Origin of the sequence: Clostridium sp., from assembly GCF_050717545.1 — a bacterium.
In the GTDB taxonomy this organism is placed as follows: Bacteria; Bacillota; Clostridia; order Clostridiales; family Clostridiaceae; genus Clostridium_AD.
This window is the reverse complement of the sequence record NZ_JBOITN010000035.1, coordinates 62430-82814: the sequence shown is the minus strand read 5'-3', so window position 1 is coordinate 82814 and position 20385 is coordinate 62430. Positions and strand designations below refer to the sequence as shown.

The 20385-nt window shown below is 31.1% G+C and carries 17 protein-coding genes; 3 read left to right on the top strand and 14 right to left on the bottom strand.

Going from position 1 to position 20385, the window contains the following annotated elements; genetic code table 11:
• Window positions 1–57: 57 nt before the first annotated feature.
• From ACREVX_RS11875 to ACREVX_RS11865, 3 genes are all read right to left on the bottom strand, one after another.
• A complete protein-coding gene (locus ACREVX_RS11875) occupies window positions 58–876 on the bottom strand; it encodes a carbohydrate ABC transporter permease (protein ID WP_431544395.1) in 819 nt (272 codons plus the stop codon).
• Entirely contained in the window at window positions 873–1763 is an 891-nt protein-coding gene (locus ACREVX_RS11870; protein ID WP_431544394.1) for a carbohydrate ABC transporter permease, read from the bottom strand. Before ACREVX_RS11870 ends, ACREVX_RS11875 begins: the two co-directional genes overlap by 4 nt.
• A gap of 75 nt (window positions 1764–1838) precedes the next feature.
• Window positions 1839–3143, bottom strand: a complete 1305-nt coding sequence (locus ACREVX_RS11865) for an ABC transporter substrate-binding protein (RefSeq protein ID WP_431544393.1) — start codon at window positions 3141–3143, stop codon at window positions 1839–1841.
• 314 nt (window positions 3144–3457) lie between these two features.
• Between ACREVX_RS11865 and ACREVX_RS11860 the strand changes: the two genes are divergently transcribed.
• Window positions 3458–5023 carry a response regulator transcription factor gene (locus ACREVX_RS11860; RefSeq protein WP_431544392.1) on the top strand — a complete coding sequence of 522 codons (1566 nt, stop codon included), beginning with the start codon at window positions 3458–3460 and terminating at the stop codon, window positions 5021–5023.
• Window positions 5024–5026: 3 nt separating this feature from the next.
• On the top strand, window positions 5027–6808 hold the full coding sequence (locus ACREVX_RS11855) for a cache domain-containing sensor histidine kinase (RefSeq protein WP_431544391.1): 1782 nt from the start codon (window positions 5027–5029) through the stop codon (window positions 6806–6808).
• A gap of 82 nt (window positions 6809–6890) precedes the next feature.
• Here ACREVX_RS11855 and ACREVX_RS11850 read toward each other — a convergent pair whose 3' ends face one another.
• From ACREVX_RS11850 to larE, 3 genes are all read right to left on the bottom strand, one after another.
• On the bottom strand, window positions 6891–7754 hold the full coding sequence (locus ACREVX_RS11850; RefSeq protein ID WP_431544390.1) for a YitT family protein: 864 nt from the start codon (window positions 7752–7754) through the stop codon (window positions 6891–6893).
• 299 nt (window positions 7755–8053) lie between these two features.
• The gene (locus ACREVX_RS11845) at window positions 8054–8791 is read right to left on the bottom strand and encodes an MJ1433 family protein (protein WP_431544389.1); all 738 of its coding nucleotides are present in this window, start codon (window positions 8789–8791) and stop codon (window positions 8054–8056) included.
• 23 nt (window positions 8792–8814) lie between these two features.
• The gene (larE, locus tag ACREVX_RS11840; protein WP_431544388.1) at window positions 8815–9639 is read right to left on the bottom strand and encodes an ATP-dependent sacrificial sulfur transferase LarE; all 825 of its coding nucleotides are present in this window, start codon (window positions 9637–9639) and stop codon (window positions 8815–8817) included.
• Window positions 9640–9969: 330 nt separating this feature from the next.
• Here larE and ACREVX_RS11835 point away from each other — a divergent pair, with 330 nt between their 5' ends.
• The gene (locus ACREVX_RS11835) at window positions 9970–11325 is read left to right on the top strand and encodes an APC family permease (RefSeq protein ID WP_431544387.1); all 1356 of its coding nucleotides are present in this window, start codon (window positions 9970–9972) and stop codon (window positions 11323–11325) included.
• Between the two features lie 111 nt (window positions 11326–11436).
• Here the strand turns inward: ACREVX_RS11835 and ACREVX_RS11830 are convergent, their stop codons facing one another.
• The 8 genes from ACREVX_RS11830 to ACREVX_RS11795 all read right to left on the bottom strand — a co-directional run bounded on the left by ACREVX_RS11830 (window position 11437) and on the right by ACREVX_RS11795 (window position 20330).
• Window positions 11437–12402, bottom strand: a complete 966-nt coding sequence (locus ACREVX_RS11830) for a tRNA dihydrouridine synthase (RefSeq protein WP_431544438.1) — start codon at window positions 12400–12402, stop codon at window positions 11437–11439.
• 5 nt (window positions 12403–12407) lie between these two features.
• Window positions 12408–13787: a DNA repair protein RadA gene (gene radA, locus ACREVX_RS11825; RefSeq protein ID WP_431544386.1), complete on the bottom strand. Its 1380-nt coding sequence runs from the start codon at window positions 13785–13787 to the stop codon at window positions 12408–12410.
• 68 nt (window positions 13788–13855) lie between these two features.
• Window positions 13856–15088, bottom strand: coding sequence for a [FeFe] hydrogenase H-cluster maturation GTPase HydF (hydF, locus tag ACREVX_RS11820; protein ID WP_431544385.1), 1233 nt, complete (start codon window positions 15086–15088; stop codon window positions 13856–13858).
• A 13-nt stretch (window positions 15089–15101) separates the two neighbouring features.
• Window positions 15102–16502: an aspartate ammonia-lyase gene (locus tag ACREVX_RS11815; RefSeq protein ID WP_431544384.1), complete on the bottom strand. Its 1401-nt coding sequence runs from the start codon at window positions 16500–16502 to the stop codon at window positions 15102–15104.
• Window positions 16503–16889: 387 nt separating this feature from the next.
• Entirely contained in the window at window positions 16890–17393 is a 504-nt protein-coding gene (locus ACREVX_RS11810; protein WP_431544383.1) for a YcxB family protein, read from the bottom strand.
• Entirely contained in the window at window positions 17369–18661 is a 1293-nt protein-coding gene (locus ACREVX_RS11805; RefSeq protein ID WP_431544382.1) for a TRAP transporter large permease, read from the bottom strand. The genes ACREVX_RS11810 and ACREVX_RS11805 overlap by 25 nt, the downstream gene beginning before the upstream one ends.
• The gene (locus ACREVX_RS11800) at window positions 18648–19184 is read right to left on the bottom strand and encodes a TRAP transporter small permease (RefSeq protein ID WP_431544381.1); all 537 of its coding nucleotides are present in this window, start codon (window positions 19182–19184) and stop codon (window positions 18648–18650) included. Before ACREVX_RS11800 ends, ACREVX_RS11805 begins: the two co-directional genes overlap by 14 nt.
• Window positions 19185–19292: 108 nt before the next feature.
• Window positions 19293–20330: a TRAP transporter substrate-binding protein gene (locus tag ACREVX_RS11795; protein ID WP_431544380.1), complete on the bottom strand. Its 1038-nt coding sequence runs from the start codon at window positions 20328–20330 to the stop codon at window positions 19293–19295.
• Window positions 20331–20385 lie beyond the last annotated feature (55 nt).

The following is a 20385-nucleotide window of genomic DNA, read 5'->3' as shown; positions in this document are numbered from 1 at the left end:
ATATTTATCCTCCTACATATTTGTTTATATTATTGTTCTTAACATTATACAATCATTCTAACCTTTAACAGAACCAAGCATTCCTGCAACAAAATGTTTTTGCATCAAAAAGAAAACTAGTGCAGTTGGAAGTGTCGCTATTACAATTCCAGCCATAATCATTCCATAATCCGGAGAATAAGATGATCCCATGGTAGAAATAATAAGTGGTACCGTTCTCTTTTCTGGACTTTGTAATGCAATAAGAGGCCACATGTAATTATTCCAACTAGCCATGAATGTAATAATTGCAGCTGCCGCATACGTAGATTTCATTGTAGGAACATATATCCTTGTAAATATTTGAATTTCATTTAACCCATCAATACGTCCCGCTTCCAATATGTCTTTTGGAAAAGATTTTGTATTTTGCCTAAAGAAGAATATTAAAAATGCAGTAGATAAAGTAGGAATTATTACCGCAGCTATGGTGTTAAGTCCAAAAAAACTAAAATTACTGAACATCTTAAATAATGGTATCATGAGAGCTGCAAATGGAATCATCATAGATAGTAACAATATATTAAATATTCTATCCCTCACTTTATTCCTATATATCTCAAACCCATATCCTGCAAAAGAGGCTATAATTAGCGATAAAATTGTTCCTATTATTGCAATTTTACCTGAGTTCCATAGAGACATTGAAAAGTTCAAATCAGAAGCAAAAAGATTTTTTATGTTTTGCACTAGATATGTACCTGGTATTAACGAACCCTTAGATACATCTACTGATTTATTTGTCATACTTATAAGCATCCAGATAAATGGAAAAATAGAAATTATAGATACTATACTTAAAAATATATATTTAAATGAGCTTCTTGCCTTATTCATTTATCATCACCTGCCACTTTAAATTGTATTAAGGATAAAACGATTATCATAATTACAATAGTATAAGATACCGCTGCCGCGTATCCAAAATTCGGAGTATATTTAAAACTTAAATTATATATATATTGTGATATTGTAGTTGATGCATTTCCTGGACCACCCTTAGTTATATTCATTACTTCATCGAATAGTTGTAGTGTTCCTGTGGTTGACATAACAGTAGTAAATAGAATTATTGGTTTTAGAAGTGGCACGGTAATACTAAAAAACTGTTTTACCTTTGTGGCTCCATCTATTTTTGCTGCTTCATAAATGCCTGGGTCGATGTTTTGTAACCCAGCTAGATAAAAAATCATGTTATAACCAGTCCACCGCCAAGTTATAGCTATTATAATAGTGATTTTAGCCCAGAATGGACTAGTAATCCATTGTATTGGAGAATCTAATAAATGTAAATTTAATAGTATTTTATTCATTAAACCGTCATTTGCAAATAAACTTTTAAATATTACTGAATAAGCTACCAATGAGGTTACACATGGCAGAAATATTGCAGTTCTAAAAAAAGCCTTAGCTTTTAGATTTTTATCATTTAAAAGTACAGATATAAACAATGCTAGTAAAATCATTATGGGAACCTGTACTACTAAATATATTAGAGTATTATAAACTGATTTTTGAAATATGTTATCAGTAAATAATCTAGAATAATTAGCAATACCAACAAATCTAAGATTACTTCCCATACCTGATTTTAATGAGGTAAAAAAAGCTTGTATCATAGGATAAAAAATAAAAGCGATTATTAAAACTATACTAGGTAATGTAAATAACCAACCTACCTTATCATAATTTTTGTTTAGCTTGCTTTTTTTTACTAGTTTCATAAGTTTAACCTCCTTTTTACAAGTTAATCCTTTGCTAATCTTTGATTAACAAAGGATTATTGAATTTAAATTCAGCTAGTTAATTGCAGCCGCTTCTGCTTGCTTTTGAGCATCTTTAAGTGCTGAATCTATATTTGCTCCATCTTTGACTATAGATTGAACTGTTCCAGTTAGTATATCTTCTATAGTATAAGTGTATAACCCATAATTTACTGAAGGTATTTCTGATGTCCATTTAGACAAATCCTGTAATATCTTTTGTCCACCATAAAATTCAACAGATTTTTGATAATTTTCTGTAGTTGAAGAAGCTTTTAAAGTACTTGTAAGGTTAATTTTATCTGCTAAAGTATTCATAAGGTCTTTATTTGTACCAAAAGTTTTAGCAAGGAAATCTGAAGCTAGTTCTGAATCTCCAACCTTATCTAAAACATACCAACTTGCTCCTCCAATGTTTGAAGCATTTACTGATTCTTTCACTGCACCGAGTTTTGGTATTGCTGCCACTGCCCATTTTCCACTTTGATCTGATGCTTTAATTATTGAGCTTGAAATCCAGCATCCTGTTGGAACAGAAGCAACGTCACCCTTTTGGAAGGCACCTACAAATTGATCCCAATCAGAAATTTGTTTTACTATTCCAGATTCCATAAGCTGTTTATATACTTTAATACTTTCTTTTAATGCCTCATTATTTTCTAAATTCACAGTAGTTCCGTCCTCTTTTACATACCACTGGCCAGCTGATTGCATCATTATTCTTAATATTCCTAAGTCATTAGGATCCATGGTAAGCATTGCTTTGCCTGTTTTTGCTTTTACTGCTTTACCAATTTCTATGAATTTTTCCCAAGTTATATTTTCCATGTCTGATTTTTCATATCCAGCTTGCTTTAATAAATCTGTTCTATAAAATAAAGCAGCTACACCACTATCAAAAGGAACTCCATAAAGCTTTCCATTTGAACTGTCTGATTTAAGCTTATATTCCATAAAATCTGAGCCCTTAATTTTGCTAGTCATATCTTTAAAAGAATCAGGATATGCAGTCAAAAAGTTCTGTACTCTATAATCCTCAATAAGAACTATATTAGGTAAACCCTCTGTTGTATTAGAACTTAAATTTGTATTTAACTTTTGAACTATATCATCTTGAGCCATTTCTACTACTTGAACATCTACTCCAGCATTATCTTTTTCGTAAATTGCTTTTGCTTCTTTAGCAGCAACTACATTAAAAGTTCCATCCCATGCCCATATTACAAGTTTTTTGCTGGTGGTATCAGTTGTAGTCTTTTCTTTACTATCTTTTGCACACCCTGATATACTAAGTGTCATAATAACAGATAAAGCAATTGCTACTAGTCTTTTGGTTTTCATAAATAAAATCCCCCTTAAATTTGGTTTTGATTTAATTAAACATTAAACGGTTTCATAAACTTCTATCTTAATTTTATATCAAATTACGAAAATCAAATAGTAATATATTTATATGAATTCGTCTTATTTTAGTAGAAGTTGTTTAAATAAGCTTATATAATTAGTACTTTTTTAAGATTCTACAACTATTTATATATATGCCTGCGTTTACATCCCTTTGATTTTAGTCATAATTGAAATAACATACACATTACTATATACTGTAATTGTATAGTAATGTGTAAAAAATAAATAATTACAAAGGATTTGATCTATTGAATGACCTATGTAAAATTTTAATAGTAGATGATGAATATTTATTAAGACAAGGTATTAAACACCTAGTAGATTGGAACAAGGAAGGCTTCGAAATCATAGGAGAAGTTTCTAATGGAAAAGAAGCAATAGACTTTATTGAAAAGCTTAACCCTCACATAATAATTTCAGATATAGTTATGCCTATTATGGATGGTGTAGATCTTACAAGAATAGTGAAAACAAAATATCCTGAAATACAAATAGTTATTTTAAGCGGTTATAGTGATTTTAATTATGTAAAAGACACCTTCAAATTAGGTGTAAAGGATTATGTTTTGAAACCAAAATTAGACCCTGAGGAAATGATTTTACTTTTAAAAAACGTAGCTAATAATATTCCTAATTTTATTATGTCTACTTCTAAAAATAGTAATACTTTAAACATTAACAATATCTTATCCAAATTAATTTCCGGTTTTTATTCGGATTTCAATGAAATAGCGGTGAAGGACACCTTCCCGCTTGACTCCTTTTTTCTTATAGGCGACAATATCAAAAAAATTAACAATATAAATTCTATGAGCCTTTTATCTATAAAATCCATTTTATCTAAAGCTGTAAAAAAACATTTAACAGACTTAATATGTTATGAAGTAGAAGCAGATAGTAATTTCTTCTTACTTTTAATAAATTTAAAAGCTGAAAACTACTCTAAGGTTTTAAATCAAATAAATCTTATGCTTTTAGAAGTTTCAAATGATATTCCTGAAATATTTTTTGTATTGAGTAACCTTTTTAATTCCTTATATGAATTAGAGGATATTTATATAAATAGTCTAAAACCTCTACTTGGATATAAATTTTACTTTAAAAATAGAAATATTATTACCTATGAAGATTTGCCTAAAAATAGTTTAATAGATAAATTTGATTTGAAATATTACTCAGGTCAAATATATTTACTTAACATAGACAACGCTTTAAATTACTTAAGGGATTACCTCTGCCAATCTATAAAGAATATAAACATTAATGAATTCGAATTAAAAACACTTTTTGAAAATGCCTTATATAATATTATAAATATTTTAGATGAACTTAACTTTAATATGGAAGAGATGAATGCTTCGAAATTAGAATATTTTCAAAATATAGATGAAACTAAATCTCCAGATGATTTATTATTTTTATTAGATATTATAACAAAAACAATAAAATCATTACTAAATAATCAACAGAGTAAACTAAATGATCATATGATAAATAAAATTATTGAATATATATCGAACCATTATTATGAACAATTATCACTTAAACAGGTAGCTGATAAATTTCATTTTAACTATTACTATTTATCCTCATATTTTAGTTCTCATATTGCAGAAGGTTTTAGCGAATATCTTAATAAAATTCGTATGCAAAAAGCTGTTGAGCTTTTGGCAAATGAACAGATTCCAGTATCAGAAATAAGTTTTATGGTGGGGTACTCAGATCATAGTTATTTTTGTAAGGTGTTTAAAAAATTCAAAAAGCTTACCCCCAGTAAATTCAGAAGGAATATTCTAGATGGTAAAAGAGGTTGACCTATGAATAAAATTATTAACAAATTTAAAAATAACAGTTTATTTTTCAAATTAACACTTATTATGTTAATTAGTACTATCAGCATTTCTATTATAACTGCATTTACAATAATGAATATTTCTAAAAAAGTATTCATTAATAATTTCAGTATCACAAATACTAAAATTTTAAATCAAATAGAATCTAATTCTGCTGACTTAAATGATAAGATTATAAGTCTTATGAATACTGTGAATAATAGTTGGGCCTTTCGTCGGTACCTTAGTGAATACGATACCAGCATAGTGCAGCAATCAAATATTATATATAACCTTAGGCAACATTTAAAAGTTATTGATGCTAATTTAGATTCTAAAAACATTGATTTTTTATTAATAGGCTCTAATAATTCCACATTTATAAGAAGTTCTGCTTTATTAACAACTTCTGCACAAGAAATCAAAAAAACGCAAATAACAAAAAATGCTCTTAAGAATCCAGATAAATTGTTATACCAATATAGTAACTCAGGATTTAATAGTTTGACTGAGCATAAAAATGTTATTATCGCTACAAAGGTATTACGAGATCAAAGAACAAAAAAACAATTCGGCATGTTGTACATAAATATAAATGAAAATACATTCTTCAAACTATATTCTAACTTTACAACAAACAGCAATGATGTTGCGATAATATCATCTGATGGTACTATTGTTTCTTCTAATAAAGAAAGTATAATTGGTACTAAAGACAATAACTTACTTAACATAGCAAAAAAAATAGACACAAACAATCTTAAATTTGAAAACACAAAATTAGATAATAAAGATTATACTGTTTTAGCAGAATATATGCCCATTTACGATTTCTATTTAGTAAACATTATAGACACCAAACTAGCTTTAGAAGACATGTATAATACAAATGAGATAGTTCTAAACTGCGTTATAATAATAGTTATTTCAGTTGTAATACTATTTATAATTACAAGAAAAACTATAAAACCTTTAAGAGTTTTAGTAAAAGAAATGTCCAAAGTAACACAAGGAGGCTTTAATAATCATATAAATTTAGCAGGATGCTCTGAAATAAAAAACTTAAGCAGTTCATTTAACTATATGTTAGATGACTTAAACAGTTATGTAGAAAAGTTACTGATGGCCCAAAAGGAGCAAAGGAAATCAGAATTATCCGCACTACAAATGCAAATTAATCCTCATTTTATCTATAACACCCTAGCATCCATTAAATTACTAGTTTTAAAAGGGGATAAAGAAAAAACGAATCAAACCATAAATTCTTTTATTTCACTATTACAGAATACCATTAGCGAAACTAGTGAAACCATTACCGTAAAACAAGAACTAGAGAATTTACAAAACTATGTCTTTATAAATGAGGCTAGATGTGGTGATAATATAAAGGTTAATTTTCAAGTACTTGAGCAGTGCGTACGTTACAGACTTCCAAAGCTAGTACTTCAACCATTTGTTGAAAATGCTCTTTTTCATGCATTTTCTGGAAACATAGAAGGTCGTATACACGTCTTTATATCAGTTAAAAACGATACCCTTCTCTGCGAGATAATAGATAACGGAACTGGAATGGAAGAATTCAAGCTTCAAACTTTATATGCCTCCACCACTTCTAAGCATAAACATTTTACAGGCATAGGAATTAAAAATGTGGACGATAGAATTAAACTACTTTATGGAAATAACTATGGGGTAACTATAACTAGTAAAATAAATGTGGGAACTACAGTTATTGTTTGTTTGCCTTTAATTGAAGAATTAGCTTAGAGTCATTGACATTATTAATATAATGTACGCTACTTATATAAAACCCTCAACTAAAATAATAATTAATTGAGGTTTTTTCATATCACAATATATTTGAATTAAACCCTTTACCGTCTACTTCGGCTGCATCAATTACTGAAATAAAAACATCCTTATCTATTTTTTGAACCGAATATTTAAACTCTGGTAATTTTGATACATGCACTATGCAGTATATCACTTTTCTTTTTTTACCTGTAAGTGCCCTTCCCTCTAGCATAGTAGCTCCATGGTGCATAGAACATATTATATACTCACAAATCTCTTCTTCTTTTTCTGTAATTATAAGTAACACCTTTTTTCTAGATAACCCATGAATTATCTTATCTGTAACGAAAGCTGCTATATACATGCTCATTAACGTATATAATGCCGTAATTATTCCATTAAGTATCATTCCAAAAAATATTATTACACAATTTACAACAAATCCTAATTGCCCTACATCAATAAAATCATATTTCTTTTTAATGAGCATTACAACAATGTTCATACCACCCTCTGATCCATGGTTTGAGTATGCAAGTCCAGCTCCCGACCCAATTAATGCCCCACCATATATGCTAAATAAAATTTCATCATTTACTGTGAGAATACCGCTTAAACTTTTAGTCAGAACTAAAAACACCGCTAGTGAGATAGTTCCGATCATACTAAAGATAGTAAACCTTTTATTTAATTTCCTATAGCTCAGTACCAATAAAGGTATATTAACTAGTAGTACAGTGTATCCTGCCGGAACCTTCAAAGCATACTGTATTAAGATTGCTATACCTGACACTCCTCCACTAAATAGTTTCGCATTTACTAAAAACATATTTACACCAATAGCAGATAGTAAACACCCACCTATCACAAAAATTGTATTCTTAAGATTTTGCTTATTAAGTATTGTATTAATTTTCATACTAACCTCCAGTCGTGCTCAAAGGTAAATAATCCCTCTTTATATCAATATATAGTTTGATTATCTTTTCGTACCTTTTCACGTTAAAGATTTATTTAATATTATTAATAAGCAAATAGAATCCATTTAATTTAACAATATGTTTCATTGTTTTTTAGGATTTACATAACATACAAGGGGGTAATGTTTAATGAGAATTGGTTTTGTAATTTTTATTTCTGCAATTATAGGGGCTATAGTAGTGACTTTATTTGGACTCCAAAAATAATTTACACTAACGCGTGATAATAAGCGACTGACTATGAAATATAGTCTGTCCCACCCTGATAAAACGGATTTTTTCGAATGGCAGTTGCATATAGAAATGGATACTCATCTTTCAAATAAATAATATAACTGATCCATTCCATAACCATTGCCGTGTATGCACGTAACATATCCTCGGATATATGCATAATTTCATCACTAGAAAGTCTTTTTAAATCTCCTCTGCTTTTCAGCTCATCAATAACGTGAAAAACTGCCCATAACATGTCAGTGAAAGACTCATGCTCAAGTAAATTTTGATTCTCCAATAGATTCAATAGAAATCCCTTATTTTTATCCATTATAGCGGCCAGCTCATCCAACTTGCTCGGATCGGCATAAAAATTATATTTAAATTTACTAAGATCTTTCTTTATAATTAGCCCTTTGATGTCTATTAATTTTTCGATTTTTATAATTTTACAAACTTCATTATTATTTTGATTGAATTTAGACATCGCCATCATTATATTGACCCCAGCATCCACAAAAAAGGTGCTAATAACTACATTGATTTTTTTGATTTTCCTGCGTTTTTCCTGGATTTTTAAAAACCCATCTATTACCAAGGTTGCAATAAGGGCTTGGAACGGCATAAATGCCATATCCTGCAAAATGTAAAATGCCGTTTGCGAAGGTTCATGAAATATCGCATTTTGAATAAAATAAATTATAGCCGATGACCCCATAAGTATTATAGCAAGAACTACATTATCTCTTAATTTACCCATACATTCACTCCTAACTATATTTATTAATTCTTTGTAATTTCTGAATTTTTTATTATAGTTTCATTGAAGCTCCCTACTCTATATCCTTGCAAATCTAAAGTTACATATTTAAACCCACATTCTTTTATATTTTTAGCAATGGTATCTAAAAGCTTTTCATTAAATAATTTACTTCTGTCATTTTTAGCTACTTCAACTCTTGCTAAATCTCCATGACATCTTACTCTAACAGCTCTAAACCCTATGCTCATCATATATTTTTCTGCATTCTCAATCATTTCAAAATCTTCTACTTTTAATTCATTTCCATAAGGTATTCTTGTCAAAAGACAGGCATAAGCCGGTTTATCCCAAGTATTAAGTCCTAGTTCTTTAGAGAAAGCTCTTATTTCTGCTTTAGTTACTTTGCATTCTAAAAGTGGACTTTTTATTTCTAATTCCTTTAATGCTTTAAGACCTGGTCTATAATCACTTATATCATCAAAGTTAGTTCCATCTATTACACAGTTATAACCTTCATCCTTAGCAACAGATAATATCATATTAAACACTGCTGTTTTACAAAGATAACATCTATTCTCCGGATTAAATTTAATTGAATCAATAATTGGTGCTTTTATAATTTCATGATTCACTCCTAATTCTTTAGCTAATCCCTTTGCTTCTTCTATTTCCCACTTTGGAATATACGGTGACATAATTGTAACTGCTTTTACATCATCTCCAATAGCTTCTTTAGCTGCTTTAAGTAAAAAAGTACTGTCTACTCCACCTGAAAATGCTAAAACCACTTTTCCTAAATCTTTAAGATATTTTATTAATTCGTTATACTTTTCATTGTTTATCATTTATCTTTCCACCTCTCAACCATAATTAATAATTTTAATTTCATATTGCCTTTTCTATTCTACCACATGTAGTTAACTCCAAGTCATATAGAGATTTGGATATGCTGACAAAATTGCATTTTTACATTTTAGACACCATGACATAATAACGCTTCCTTAAAATTCTACAATTGTAATTTATTTAAATTTTACCGTAATATTTAGAATAAATCAATTAAAAAATTAATATTATACAGTACTTACTATTGATTTTATCATTGTAACTTTATAAAGTGTAGGATATAATTAATTTATTAAAAAACTATTAATTACGAAAGGAATGGTTTACTTATGGAAATAAAATTAAAAGAAAAGTATGGACTTATTACTGCAATAGCCATGGTTGTTGGCATCGTAATAGGCAGTGGCGTTTTTTTCAAGGCAGAAAAAGTACTAACTGCAACTGGGGGCGATCTTAAACTAGGAATTTTAGCTTGGGTTATTGGCGGCATTATTATGATTTCTTGTGCCTATACTTTTGCTGTAATGGCAACTAAATACGAGAAAGTAAATGGTATAGTAGATTATGCAGAAGCTGCTATGGGTGAAAAATATGGATATTATGTTGGCTGGTTTATGGCAATAATTTACTATCCAACATTGACAGGAGTATTAGCTTGGGTTTCAGCTCGATATGCCTGCGTGTTATTAGGATTTTCAATTACAGGTGGAGAATGTATGACCATTGCATCCCTATTCTTGATAGGTAGCTATGCACTAAACGCCTTGTCACCAGTTTTAGCCGGTAAATTTCAAGTTAGTACAACTATTATAAAACTTATTCCACTGATTTTAATGGCTATAATTGGGACAATCGTAGGTATCCATAGTGGCATGACTATGGTTAATTTCACAACCGTAGTAGAAAAAGTAAATACTGCCAATGCATTATTTACAGCAGTTGTTGCAACTGCCTTTGCATATGAGGGTTGGATTATTGCTACAAGTATCAATGCTGAATTAAGAGATGCAAAGAAAACTCTTCCACTTGCTCTTGTTGCAGGAACTTTTATAATCATGGCTGTTTATATTCTTTACTATATAGGACTAGCTGGAGCTGTATCAAACGAAGTTATGATGAAAGGCGGAGAATCTGGAGCTAAATTAGCATTTCAAAAAATATTCTCCTCTGCTGGTGGTACTCTAGTATTTGTATTTGTTATTATTTCTTGCCTCGGAACTTTAAATGGATTAATGCTGGGATGTACTCGTGGTATTTATTCATTAGCTGCAAGGGGTCTTGGACCAAACCCAAAAATATTTAAACAAGTAGATAGTGAGACCAATATGCCAACAAATTCATCCATACTAGGACTACTTCTTTGCGGTATATGGTTATTATACTTCTATGGCGCTAACTTAACAAACTGGTTTGGATTCTTTCGTTTTGATTCATCAGAATTACCTATCGTTACTATTTATGCATTATATATTCCTATTTTTATTATGATGATGAAAAAAGAGAAGGATTTAAACACATTTAAAAGATTTGTAATGCCTATTGTATCACTTGCAGGATGCGTGTTCATGATAATTGCTGCTTGTTTTTCTCATGGAATGGCAGTTGTTGCATATCTAATTATCTTTACAATTGTAATGGCTATTGGTACTTTGTTTTTAAATAATAAATCAAAGATAAAAGCTTAATTAGAATATGTAACTTATACTAAAATAGTATCTTAATTAATTAAGATACTATTTTTTTTGATACAATTTTAATTTTCTTAATCATACTTATTTAATAAAAGACACCCATATTTAATATTGATTATTAAATAATCCAGCCCCTTGTATTATTTCCTGTTCCATAAATAAACTTAAGACAGCTTCATTATAATCAGCTAACTTTTGTGACTTCTTTATTTTTTTAGCATATTTCTTATTATCTGAAAATATGTAAATCATATATCCCCATAGTTCTTTCATTCTAAATATTGCATTTCTTTCTTCATCAAATATTTCTATATATTTCTTTAAAATTTCATCATGAAAATCTTTTAATAATTTTTTATCTATATTAGTATTATTTTTGATCTCATTCATTAAACTTGGATTGGCTATTATACCTCTTCCTAGCATAACTGTTCTTACCTCTGGAAAAGCGCTCATTAATTTATTATGATCATGAGCAGTGAAAATATCGCCATTATAACACACTGGGCTTATGCTTAAAGATAATGCATCTTTAAATACCTGTAAATTAGGTTTATTGCCATAAAAATCTTTTTGTATTCTGGGATGAATAATTAATTCTTCTAGAGGATATTTATTGTAAATTTTTATTAGCTCATAAAATTCTTCTGGACTATCTTTCCCTATTCTAGTTTTAATAGAAATTTTCATATCATCCATTTTAAATATTTCATCTAAAAACATATCAAGTTCTTCTGTTTTGGCTAGAAATCCTGAGCCTTTATTCTTTGAAACAACAGTCCCAGCAGGGCATCCTAAATTTAAATTAACCTCGTTATAACCTAATTGTTGTAATTTTCTAGAAGTAGTAATAAAGCCTTCTGCATCGCTCGTAAGTATCTGTGGAACTATATTCATACCTTTATTATTTTCAGGCAAAACATCTCTTAATTCTTTGGACTTAAGACTTCTACTTTGATTTGTAACAATAAAAGGTGTAAAATATTTATCAATATTATTAAAAAACTTTTTATAAGAATTTCTATATACGTATCCCGTAATTCCTTCCATTGGTGCTAAATAATATTTCATTTCCATCATTTGAATTCCTTTTCAATAACGTCTATTAATTTCTTACAAGGAATAACCTTTATATTCTTAAATCTAACCCCTGTTTTCAAACAATTCATAGGTATATATGCCTTTTTAAAACCCATTCTATCTACTTCCTTTAATCTTTGCTCCAGGGATGGTACTTTTTTTAATTCACCAGTAAGCCCAAGTTCTCCTATAAAGACTGTACCTGTAGATATTCCATGGTTTAGTGAGGAGGATGCAATACTCATTACTACAGCAAGATTTACTGATGTTTCAGTTAACTTGAGACCACCTGTTGCTTTTATAATAACATTTTTATCATAAAGTCCTACTCCTCCCCTTTCCTCAAGAATTGAGATAAGAGTCCCTAGTTGTTCCTTCCTTGCAAAACACTCACTTAGTCTACTTGGATAAGGGGTAAAAGATTTAGATACAAGACTCTCTACCTCTACAACAATTGGTCTTGTCCCATCCTTTATAACAGCCAAAGCACTCCCGGGTACTAACTCCTCTCTTTTGGTCATAAAAAACTCCGACGGGTCAGTTATTTCTTCCATCCCTATTTCTGTCATGCGAAATAATCCACTTTCAGAAGTATCACCATATCTATTTTTTTTACTTATTAAATGTTTAAGTTCTTCTCCATCTTCTCCCTCTATGTACAATACGGTGTCTACTAAATGCTCTAGTATTCGAGGCCCGGCCATCTCATCAGCCTTTGTCATTTGACCAACGAGAAATACAGCTCTTGGTCTATCTGGATTTTTTGCTTTATCCTTTAAAGCTGTAGCACATTCGATTACTTGAGTAGGAGATCCAGCTCTCGAACTTGAATACTCTTCTAAAGTAAATGTTTGAATACTGTCAAGTATTATTAAGTCTGCATCAACTGTTTCTATATGCTGTAACACTTCATCTAACTTAGTATCAGAAACTATCCAGAAATTATCAGCTATTTCTTTTACTGTACGGTCAGCTCTATTTTTAATTTGACTATTGCTTTCCTCACCAGATGCATATAAAATCTTATATCCCTTTAGAGACAGAGAATTTGCAAGTTGCAGTAAAAGAGTTGACTTGCCCATTCCAGGAGGTGCTGAAATTATGCTTATACTATCTCTAACTATTCCGCCACCCATAACTCTATCAAATTCTGAAACTCCTGTAACTATCCTGTCGCTGTTCAATTGTGTAACCGCTCTTAGTTTTGTTGGGTTAGTTGTTATTACCATTCTACTTGAGTTAGATTTAATGGAACTTGCCTTAACTATTCTCTCTTCATATGTATTCCAAGCACCACAATCATTACATTTTCCCATCCATTTTGGAGATTGTGACCCACAGTCTTTACAAATATAAACCACTTTATCTTTAGCCAATTAAATCCATCTCCTTATTCTAATCCAGAAAGTTCTATATTGAATATCATGCATTAAACTTTCTAATGTTATTCTTCATCCCATAACATTTTAGCAAGCGGAAAGGGTTCTAGAGCTCTATCTAATATGCCTTGAACATAGGCAATTAATATCCCATAATTAACCATTGGAACATTGAATTCTTTTGCTGACTCAATTCTATTTAACATTGCAGCTCTATTTAACATGCAAGCACCACAATGTATTATTAGTGCATATCTTTTAACATCCTCAGTGAACGTAACACCTGAGGTGTACTCGAAATCTATCTGTTTACCCGTAATTTGCCTAAGCCATCTAGGGATTTTAACTCTTCCTATATCATCAGATTGCCTATGATGCGTACATCCTTCTGAAACTAGTACTTTATCTCCATCTTTGAGCTTTTCAACTGCCTTAACTCCCCGTATGAGTTCAACTAGATCCCCCTTATATCTTGCGAATAAAATTGAAAATGAGGTCATAGGAATGTCCTTAGGTGTATCCGCTGCAACTTTTAAAAACACTTGTGAATCTGTAATAACAATTCTAGGTTTCTTACCTAGATTTTCTAAAGTTTCCCGTAATTCATGTTCTTTAGTAACAATTGCAATTGCATCGCTTTCAAGAATATCTCTAATCGTCTGTTGCTGAGGAAGTATTAACCGACCCTTTGGGGCTGCCTTATCTATAGGTGTAACTAATACTACAAAATCACCAGGACCTATAAGATCACCTATGATTTTAAATTTTTCTTCTTCCTCTGGGATCATACTTATAATTGTATCTTTAAGTTTCTTTACTCCTTGTTTTGTAACTGCTGAAACACAAACATAAGGAATATCTAGTTGCCTCTTTATTTTGAAAAGAAGCTCTTCATTTACTAAATCTATATCAGTCTTATTCAAAACCGCTATTACTGAAACCTTTTTACTTTTAACTTGATCAATAATTAATTTATCATATTCAGTTAGCCCAATAGATGTATCAATAACCACTAACGCAATATTTGTTTTATTTAAAACCTCATATGTCTTCTTTTTTCTTAATTCCCCCAGCTCTCCAACATCATCTAACCCTGCTGTATCAATTATTACGCAAGGTCCTATGGGTAATATTTCCATAGCCTTATATACTGGGTCAGTAGTTGTTCCTTTCATCTGTGAAACAATTGCTATTTCTTGATTTGTTAAAGCATTAATTATGCTAGATTTTCCTGCGTTCCTCATGCCAAATAACGCTATATGAACTCTTTCTGAGCGAGGTGTGTCATTTAAACTCAATTTTTATTCCCCCTTATTTTAATCCAGGTATTCCTGGTTTCGTTAATTCGTACGGCTTTAATATTTCCTCTATTTTTCCCTTGCTAAGTATTCCATCGCAAAGTAATATATCCATAATAGTTTTATCCTCTTTTAAAGCTTTCTTTGCTACACTACTAGCCTTATCATACCCTATATGGTGAACTAATGCAGTAACTAAAGCTGTTGAATTTTCAAGATTTTCTTTGCATTTACTCTCATTCACTGTAATACCCTCAATACATTTTTCTCTAAATATTATAACGCATTTATCTAAAAGTTCAAGGGATTCAAGTAAACTCTCTGCAATAAGTGGGGTAAAAGAATTTAACTCTAATTGTCCCATTGAACTCGCCATAGTTATAGCTCCATCATTTGCAATAACTCTCATGGAAACCTGAGCAACCATCTCCGGAATCACAGGATTAACTTTTCCAGGCATTATTGTAGAACCTGCTTGCATTTCAGGTAAATTTATCTCTCCAAACCCGCCCTTAGGTCCAGAGTTTAATAACCTCAAATCATTTGATATTTTTAATAAATTAACACTACAAGACTTTAGTAAGCCCGACACCTCCACATACACGTCACAGTTTTGAGTTATATCCATTGGATAATCAGACCTAGCAAGTCCTAGCTTTGTTAAATCTTGAAGGGAATCCGTTATCATATATATAAATTTATTCGTAGCATTGAGTCCCGTCCCAATGGCAGTCCCACCCATATTTATTTGTCTGAGCCTCTCTTCTACCTTGTAAATTCTCCAACGATCTCTCTCAATGGCTTTAGCATAGGCTCCAAATCCTTGACCTACCATCATAGGAAGTGCATCCATAAGCTGGGTTCTCCCTAGCTTTATCACATCTGCAAATTCATTTTCCTTCTCTTGAAAAGACTGCTGCAAATCTGACAAAGACTTGCTAAGCTTGCGTATAAGATGGATTGCTGCGATTCTAAGTGCAGTTGGATAAACATCATTAGTTGATTGAGACATGTTAACATCATTTAAAGGATGAATCAAATCATACTCTCCCTTATTTCCTCCAAGTATTCCAATTGCTCTATTAGCAATTACTTCATTTACATTCATATTAGTTGAAGTTCCCGCTCCACCTTGAAAAGCACTAACCACAAAGTTACAATCAAATTTTCCACAAATTACATCTTCACTTGCCTTTATAATCGCTTTTGCTTTTTCCTCTGAAAGCCTTTTGAGCTTCTTATTTACCACCGCTGCTGCTTTTTTAATAATTGCAATTTCATATATTAATTTTAAATTAACGCTCTTATTTCCTAATGGAAAATTTTCAATTGCCCTTTGAGTATTAATTCCATAATAAAATTTTTCATCTATCTTCATCTCACCAAGTAAATCCTTTTCAATTCTATATCCCATTATAACCTTCCTCTTCCACTGAATTCTACTAGCTATATAAAATAGAATACCATTTATAATAATAAAAATCAAAAATAAAAACTCTGTTATTACTGATTAACTATTATATAATATTAATTATAAAATCAATAAAATATAGTGAGGTATTAAATATGGCAAAAAAAAGCAGTAGAAATAATGATCTTTTATATAATTCGAAAGCAAATACTTCCCCGCAAATATATTCTTTGTTCGTATATTTATTTTCCATAATATCATTATATCCTACTATGTGTTGTTTAAACAATACAACAAAAAGGTCACACAAAGACTTACACCACCATTGGTATAAGTTTTTGTGTGACCTTAGTCATAACTCTATAACACATTGTACCAATATAATTAGATTTATTTTTGAATCTTTGAAACTGCATAGTCATAAAAGGCTTTTTTTTGTTTTCCTAACACTTTATTCGTTAGTACAAAACCATGTTTAGTGGTTGAAAATATAACAATCATGCTGGGTTTTTTTGATAATCCTTTTATTGTATTCCATTTTAAATTTGAACTTTGATTTTCAGTTTTTACATGAATTCCATTATCATCAAAATTCATCTCCATATCACGCGCAACCGTACCTACCTGTCTTTTTGCCCTTCTATAAATTACTGCGGGTTGAATAACTGTAAATAAACAAATTGCGATTATCAAAATTATTTTAATAAAACTGTTTACATCTCCCCAAAACCTTGCAGTCAAAAGGAACATGGCAACAGTAAATATAATATTACATACACCTACTATTGAACCATAGATAGAGTACATCGATAACTGCCAAAGATCAAAAGCTGTTGTTTGATAATTAAATTTATATTTCATATCTCTCCTTATCCAAATAATGATGGAAGCCATAAACTAACTCCCGGAATAAATGTAAGTAGTAATAACGTAACTACCATGCATACATAAAACGGGAATGTAGCTTTTACAATGCGTTCCATTGGCACTTTACTAACTGCAGCACCAATAAATAGCACGGAACCAACAGGTGGTGTTAAAAGTCCTATACCACAGTTTAAGATAACCATAATACCAAACTGAATTGGATCAATTCCAATTGAAACTGCAATTGGAAGCAATATTGGGGTAGCAATCAATATAATTGGTGCCATATCCATAATACATCCAAGAATCAAAAGTATAAGGTTTAGAAGTAATGCTAAAACAATTGGATTATCTGAAATTTTTATAATTGCACTTGCTGCTAAATCTGGAACGTGCAAGAAAGTAAGGCAATATCCAAAAATACTAGAAGTTGCAATCAGAATAAGTACGATAGAAAGTATATCCATAGTACCATTAAGTGTATTCCAAACACCCTTCCAATCAAGACCTTTATAAATAAATACACTAACAAACAAACTATAAATAACTGCAATAGCTGCCGATTCTGTAGCTGTAAAAATACCAAATACTACACCTACTACAACTATCATAACAGCGGCAAGAGCCCAAAAGGAAACACTAAATTGTTTTAACAGAACCATAATGTCGAATTTGTCACCCTTTGGATAGTTTTTTTTAACAGAAATGATATATGAACCTATCATAAGGGTAATTGCTAGTATTGCGGCAGGTAAATATCCTGCAAGGAAAAGGCTTCCCACAGAAATACCACCTGCAGTAGTCGCATAAATCACCATATTATGACTTGGTGGAACCAAAAGTCCTTCAACGGATGAAGTAATGGTAACTGCCGTTGAAAAATCAGCATCGTAGCCTTGATCTACCATCATAGGGATTAAAAGACTACCAAGCGATGCCGTATCTGCAGCTGCAGAACCAGAAATACCTCCAAAGAAGTATGATGAAACGATGTTAACCATCGCCATACCTCCTCGCATCCAGCCAACGCAGGCAGTTGCTAGTGCAATCAGTTTTTCAGAGATACCACCTGATCCCATAAGACATCCCATTGTAATAAAGAAAGGTACAGCCATAAGACTGAAAGAGCTAATTCCCTTTACCATCTGCTGACAAATGGTTGTAAGTGGAAGTCCTAGGTAGATAAGGCAAAATAAAGATGCAAGCGCTACTGCATACGCAATAGGAAATCTTAAAAATACCATTATGAAAAAAGTACCAAGCAAAATCAATATTGCAATACTAGATGCGTCCATGAATTTTTTCCTCCTTTACAAATAATAGTTTAACATGATTATATATAGCATCTATTTCGAAAATTAACATAGCTACACCTGCCACTGGAATCGGAAAATACATCCAAAATCTAGAAAGATTTGGCATACTTACATAAGATCCTACTTTCCCAATTTGCACTGCATAATTCCAACCTACTACTATCATAACTAAAGCAAGTACTAAAATAGCAACATCTGCAATAATATCTAAGCCTATTATCAAATGTTTTGGTAAATATCTGTCAAATGCTGTCATACGAATATGCGAATTTTTTCTGATGGCTAAAGCCGCAGAAAGAACCGTCATATATGCCATACAACTTAAAACTACTTCTTCAGTCCATGCTGGATCTGGAATGAAAGGAATATATCTACCAGCCACCGCCATGGTAGTAATGAGAATATCCACTACCAAAAGTAACTTACATACGAAGAGAACAACATTATAAGTCGCATCATATGCCGGTTTAATCTTATCAATTGTATTAAAAATTTTAGGCATACCTTACCTCCTCAAAAAATTTAGCACAGAGGCTTTAATCCTCCTCTGTGCTTATAAAAACAATATTAACACTATTTGTATTATGTTTAGAATAGCATTTTATGGATCTTATTTCATGTCAAGAATCTTTTGATAAAGTGCAGCATCATCTTTTGTAGAAGAAGCAATGACCTCTTTACATGCTTCCTGCCAAGGTTTGATATCTTTAACTTCTGTAATATTAACACCTTTTGCTTTTAAATCTACTAGCACTTTATCTTCAGCGTCTTTAGAAATTTTTCTATTAAATGCTGATGCAGCTTTACCTGCTTCTGTAATAATGTCCTGTTGTTCTTTTGTAAGTTTATCCCAAGCTTTATCTGTCATAATTACTTGTACTGCACCTAGTGTATGGCCATCAAGAATCATGTTTGGAGCAACTTCTTGGAATGCATTTGATTTATAGTTGGCAATAGGTTGTTCTGCACCATCTACTACACCAGTTTGGAGTGCTGAATAAAGTTCACCAAAAGATACTACTGTAGGCGAAGCACCAAGACCTTTTACCATACCATTCATAACAGGGTCATTTGATACTCTTATTTTCATACCTTTCAAATCTGCTATAGTTTTAACGGGTTTAACTGTAAAGAAATGACGGAAACCTTCTTCTCCATAGAATAAACCTCTAATACCCTTACCATTTTCGTGAGGCTCCATAAGGAATTCAGGAGCTAATTCAGATGTGGCAAAATTCCAGAAATGTTCACGGCTTACAAATGTATAAGGAATAGAAAGCAGTTTTGACTTTGCTCCACCGTAACTTGTAAGAGCAAAAGCTGAGATACGGGCCATATCAATTGTTCCACCGCCACCAAGCATTGAATCAAGTACATCGTTTTCGGCTCCTAAAACTCCACTTGCCTGAATATCAATCTTAATTTTTCCATTTGAAAGTTTTTCAACTTGTTCTTTAAAATTAGTATCTGTTTGACCAACAATAGTATCTAGTGGATTAACCTCTGCATATACAAGAGTAACCTCTGCTGCTGCTGTTGTTTCTGTTTTTTCTTTTACCGGTGTTTTATCTGGTGTTTTCATACCACAACCACCAAGTGAAAGTACCATTAAAGTGCTTAAAAGTATTGCAACTATTTTCTTATTCATATTGAGTCCCCCTATAAAATTTATTTGATAGATTTTTTACATTATACAACTTCTT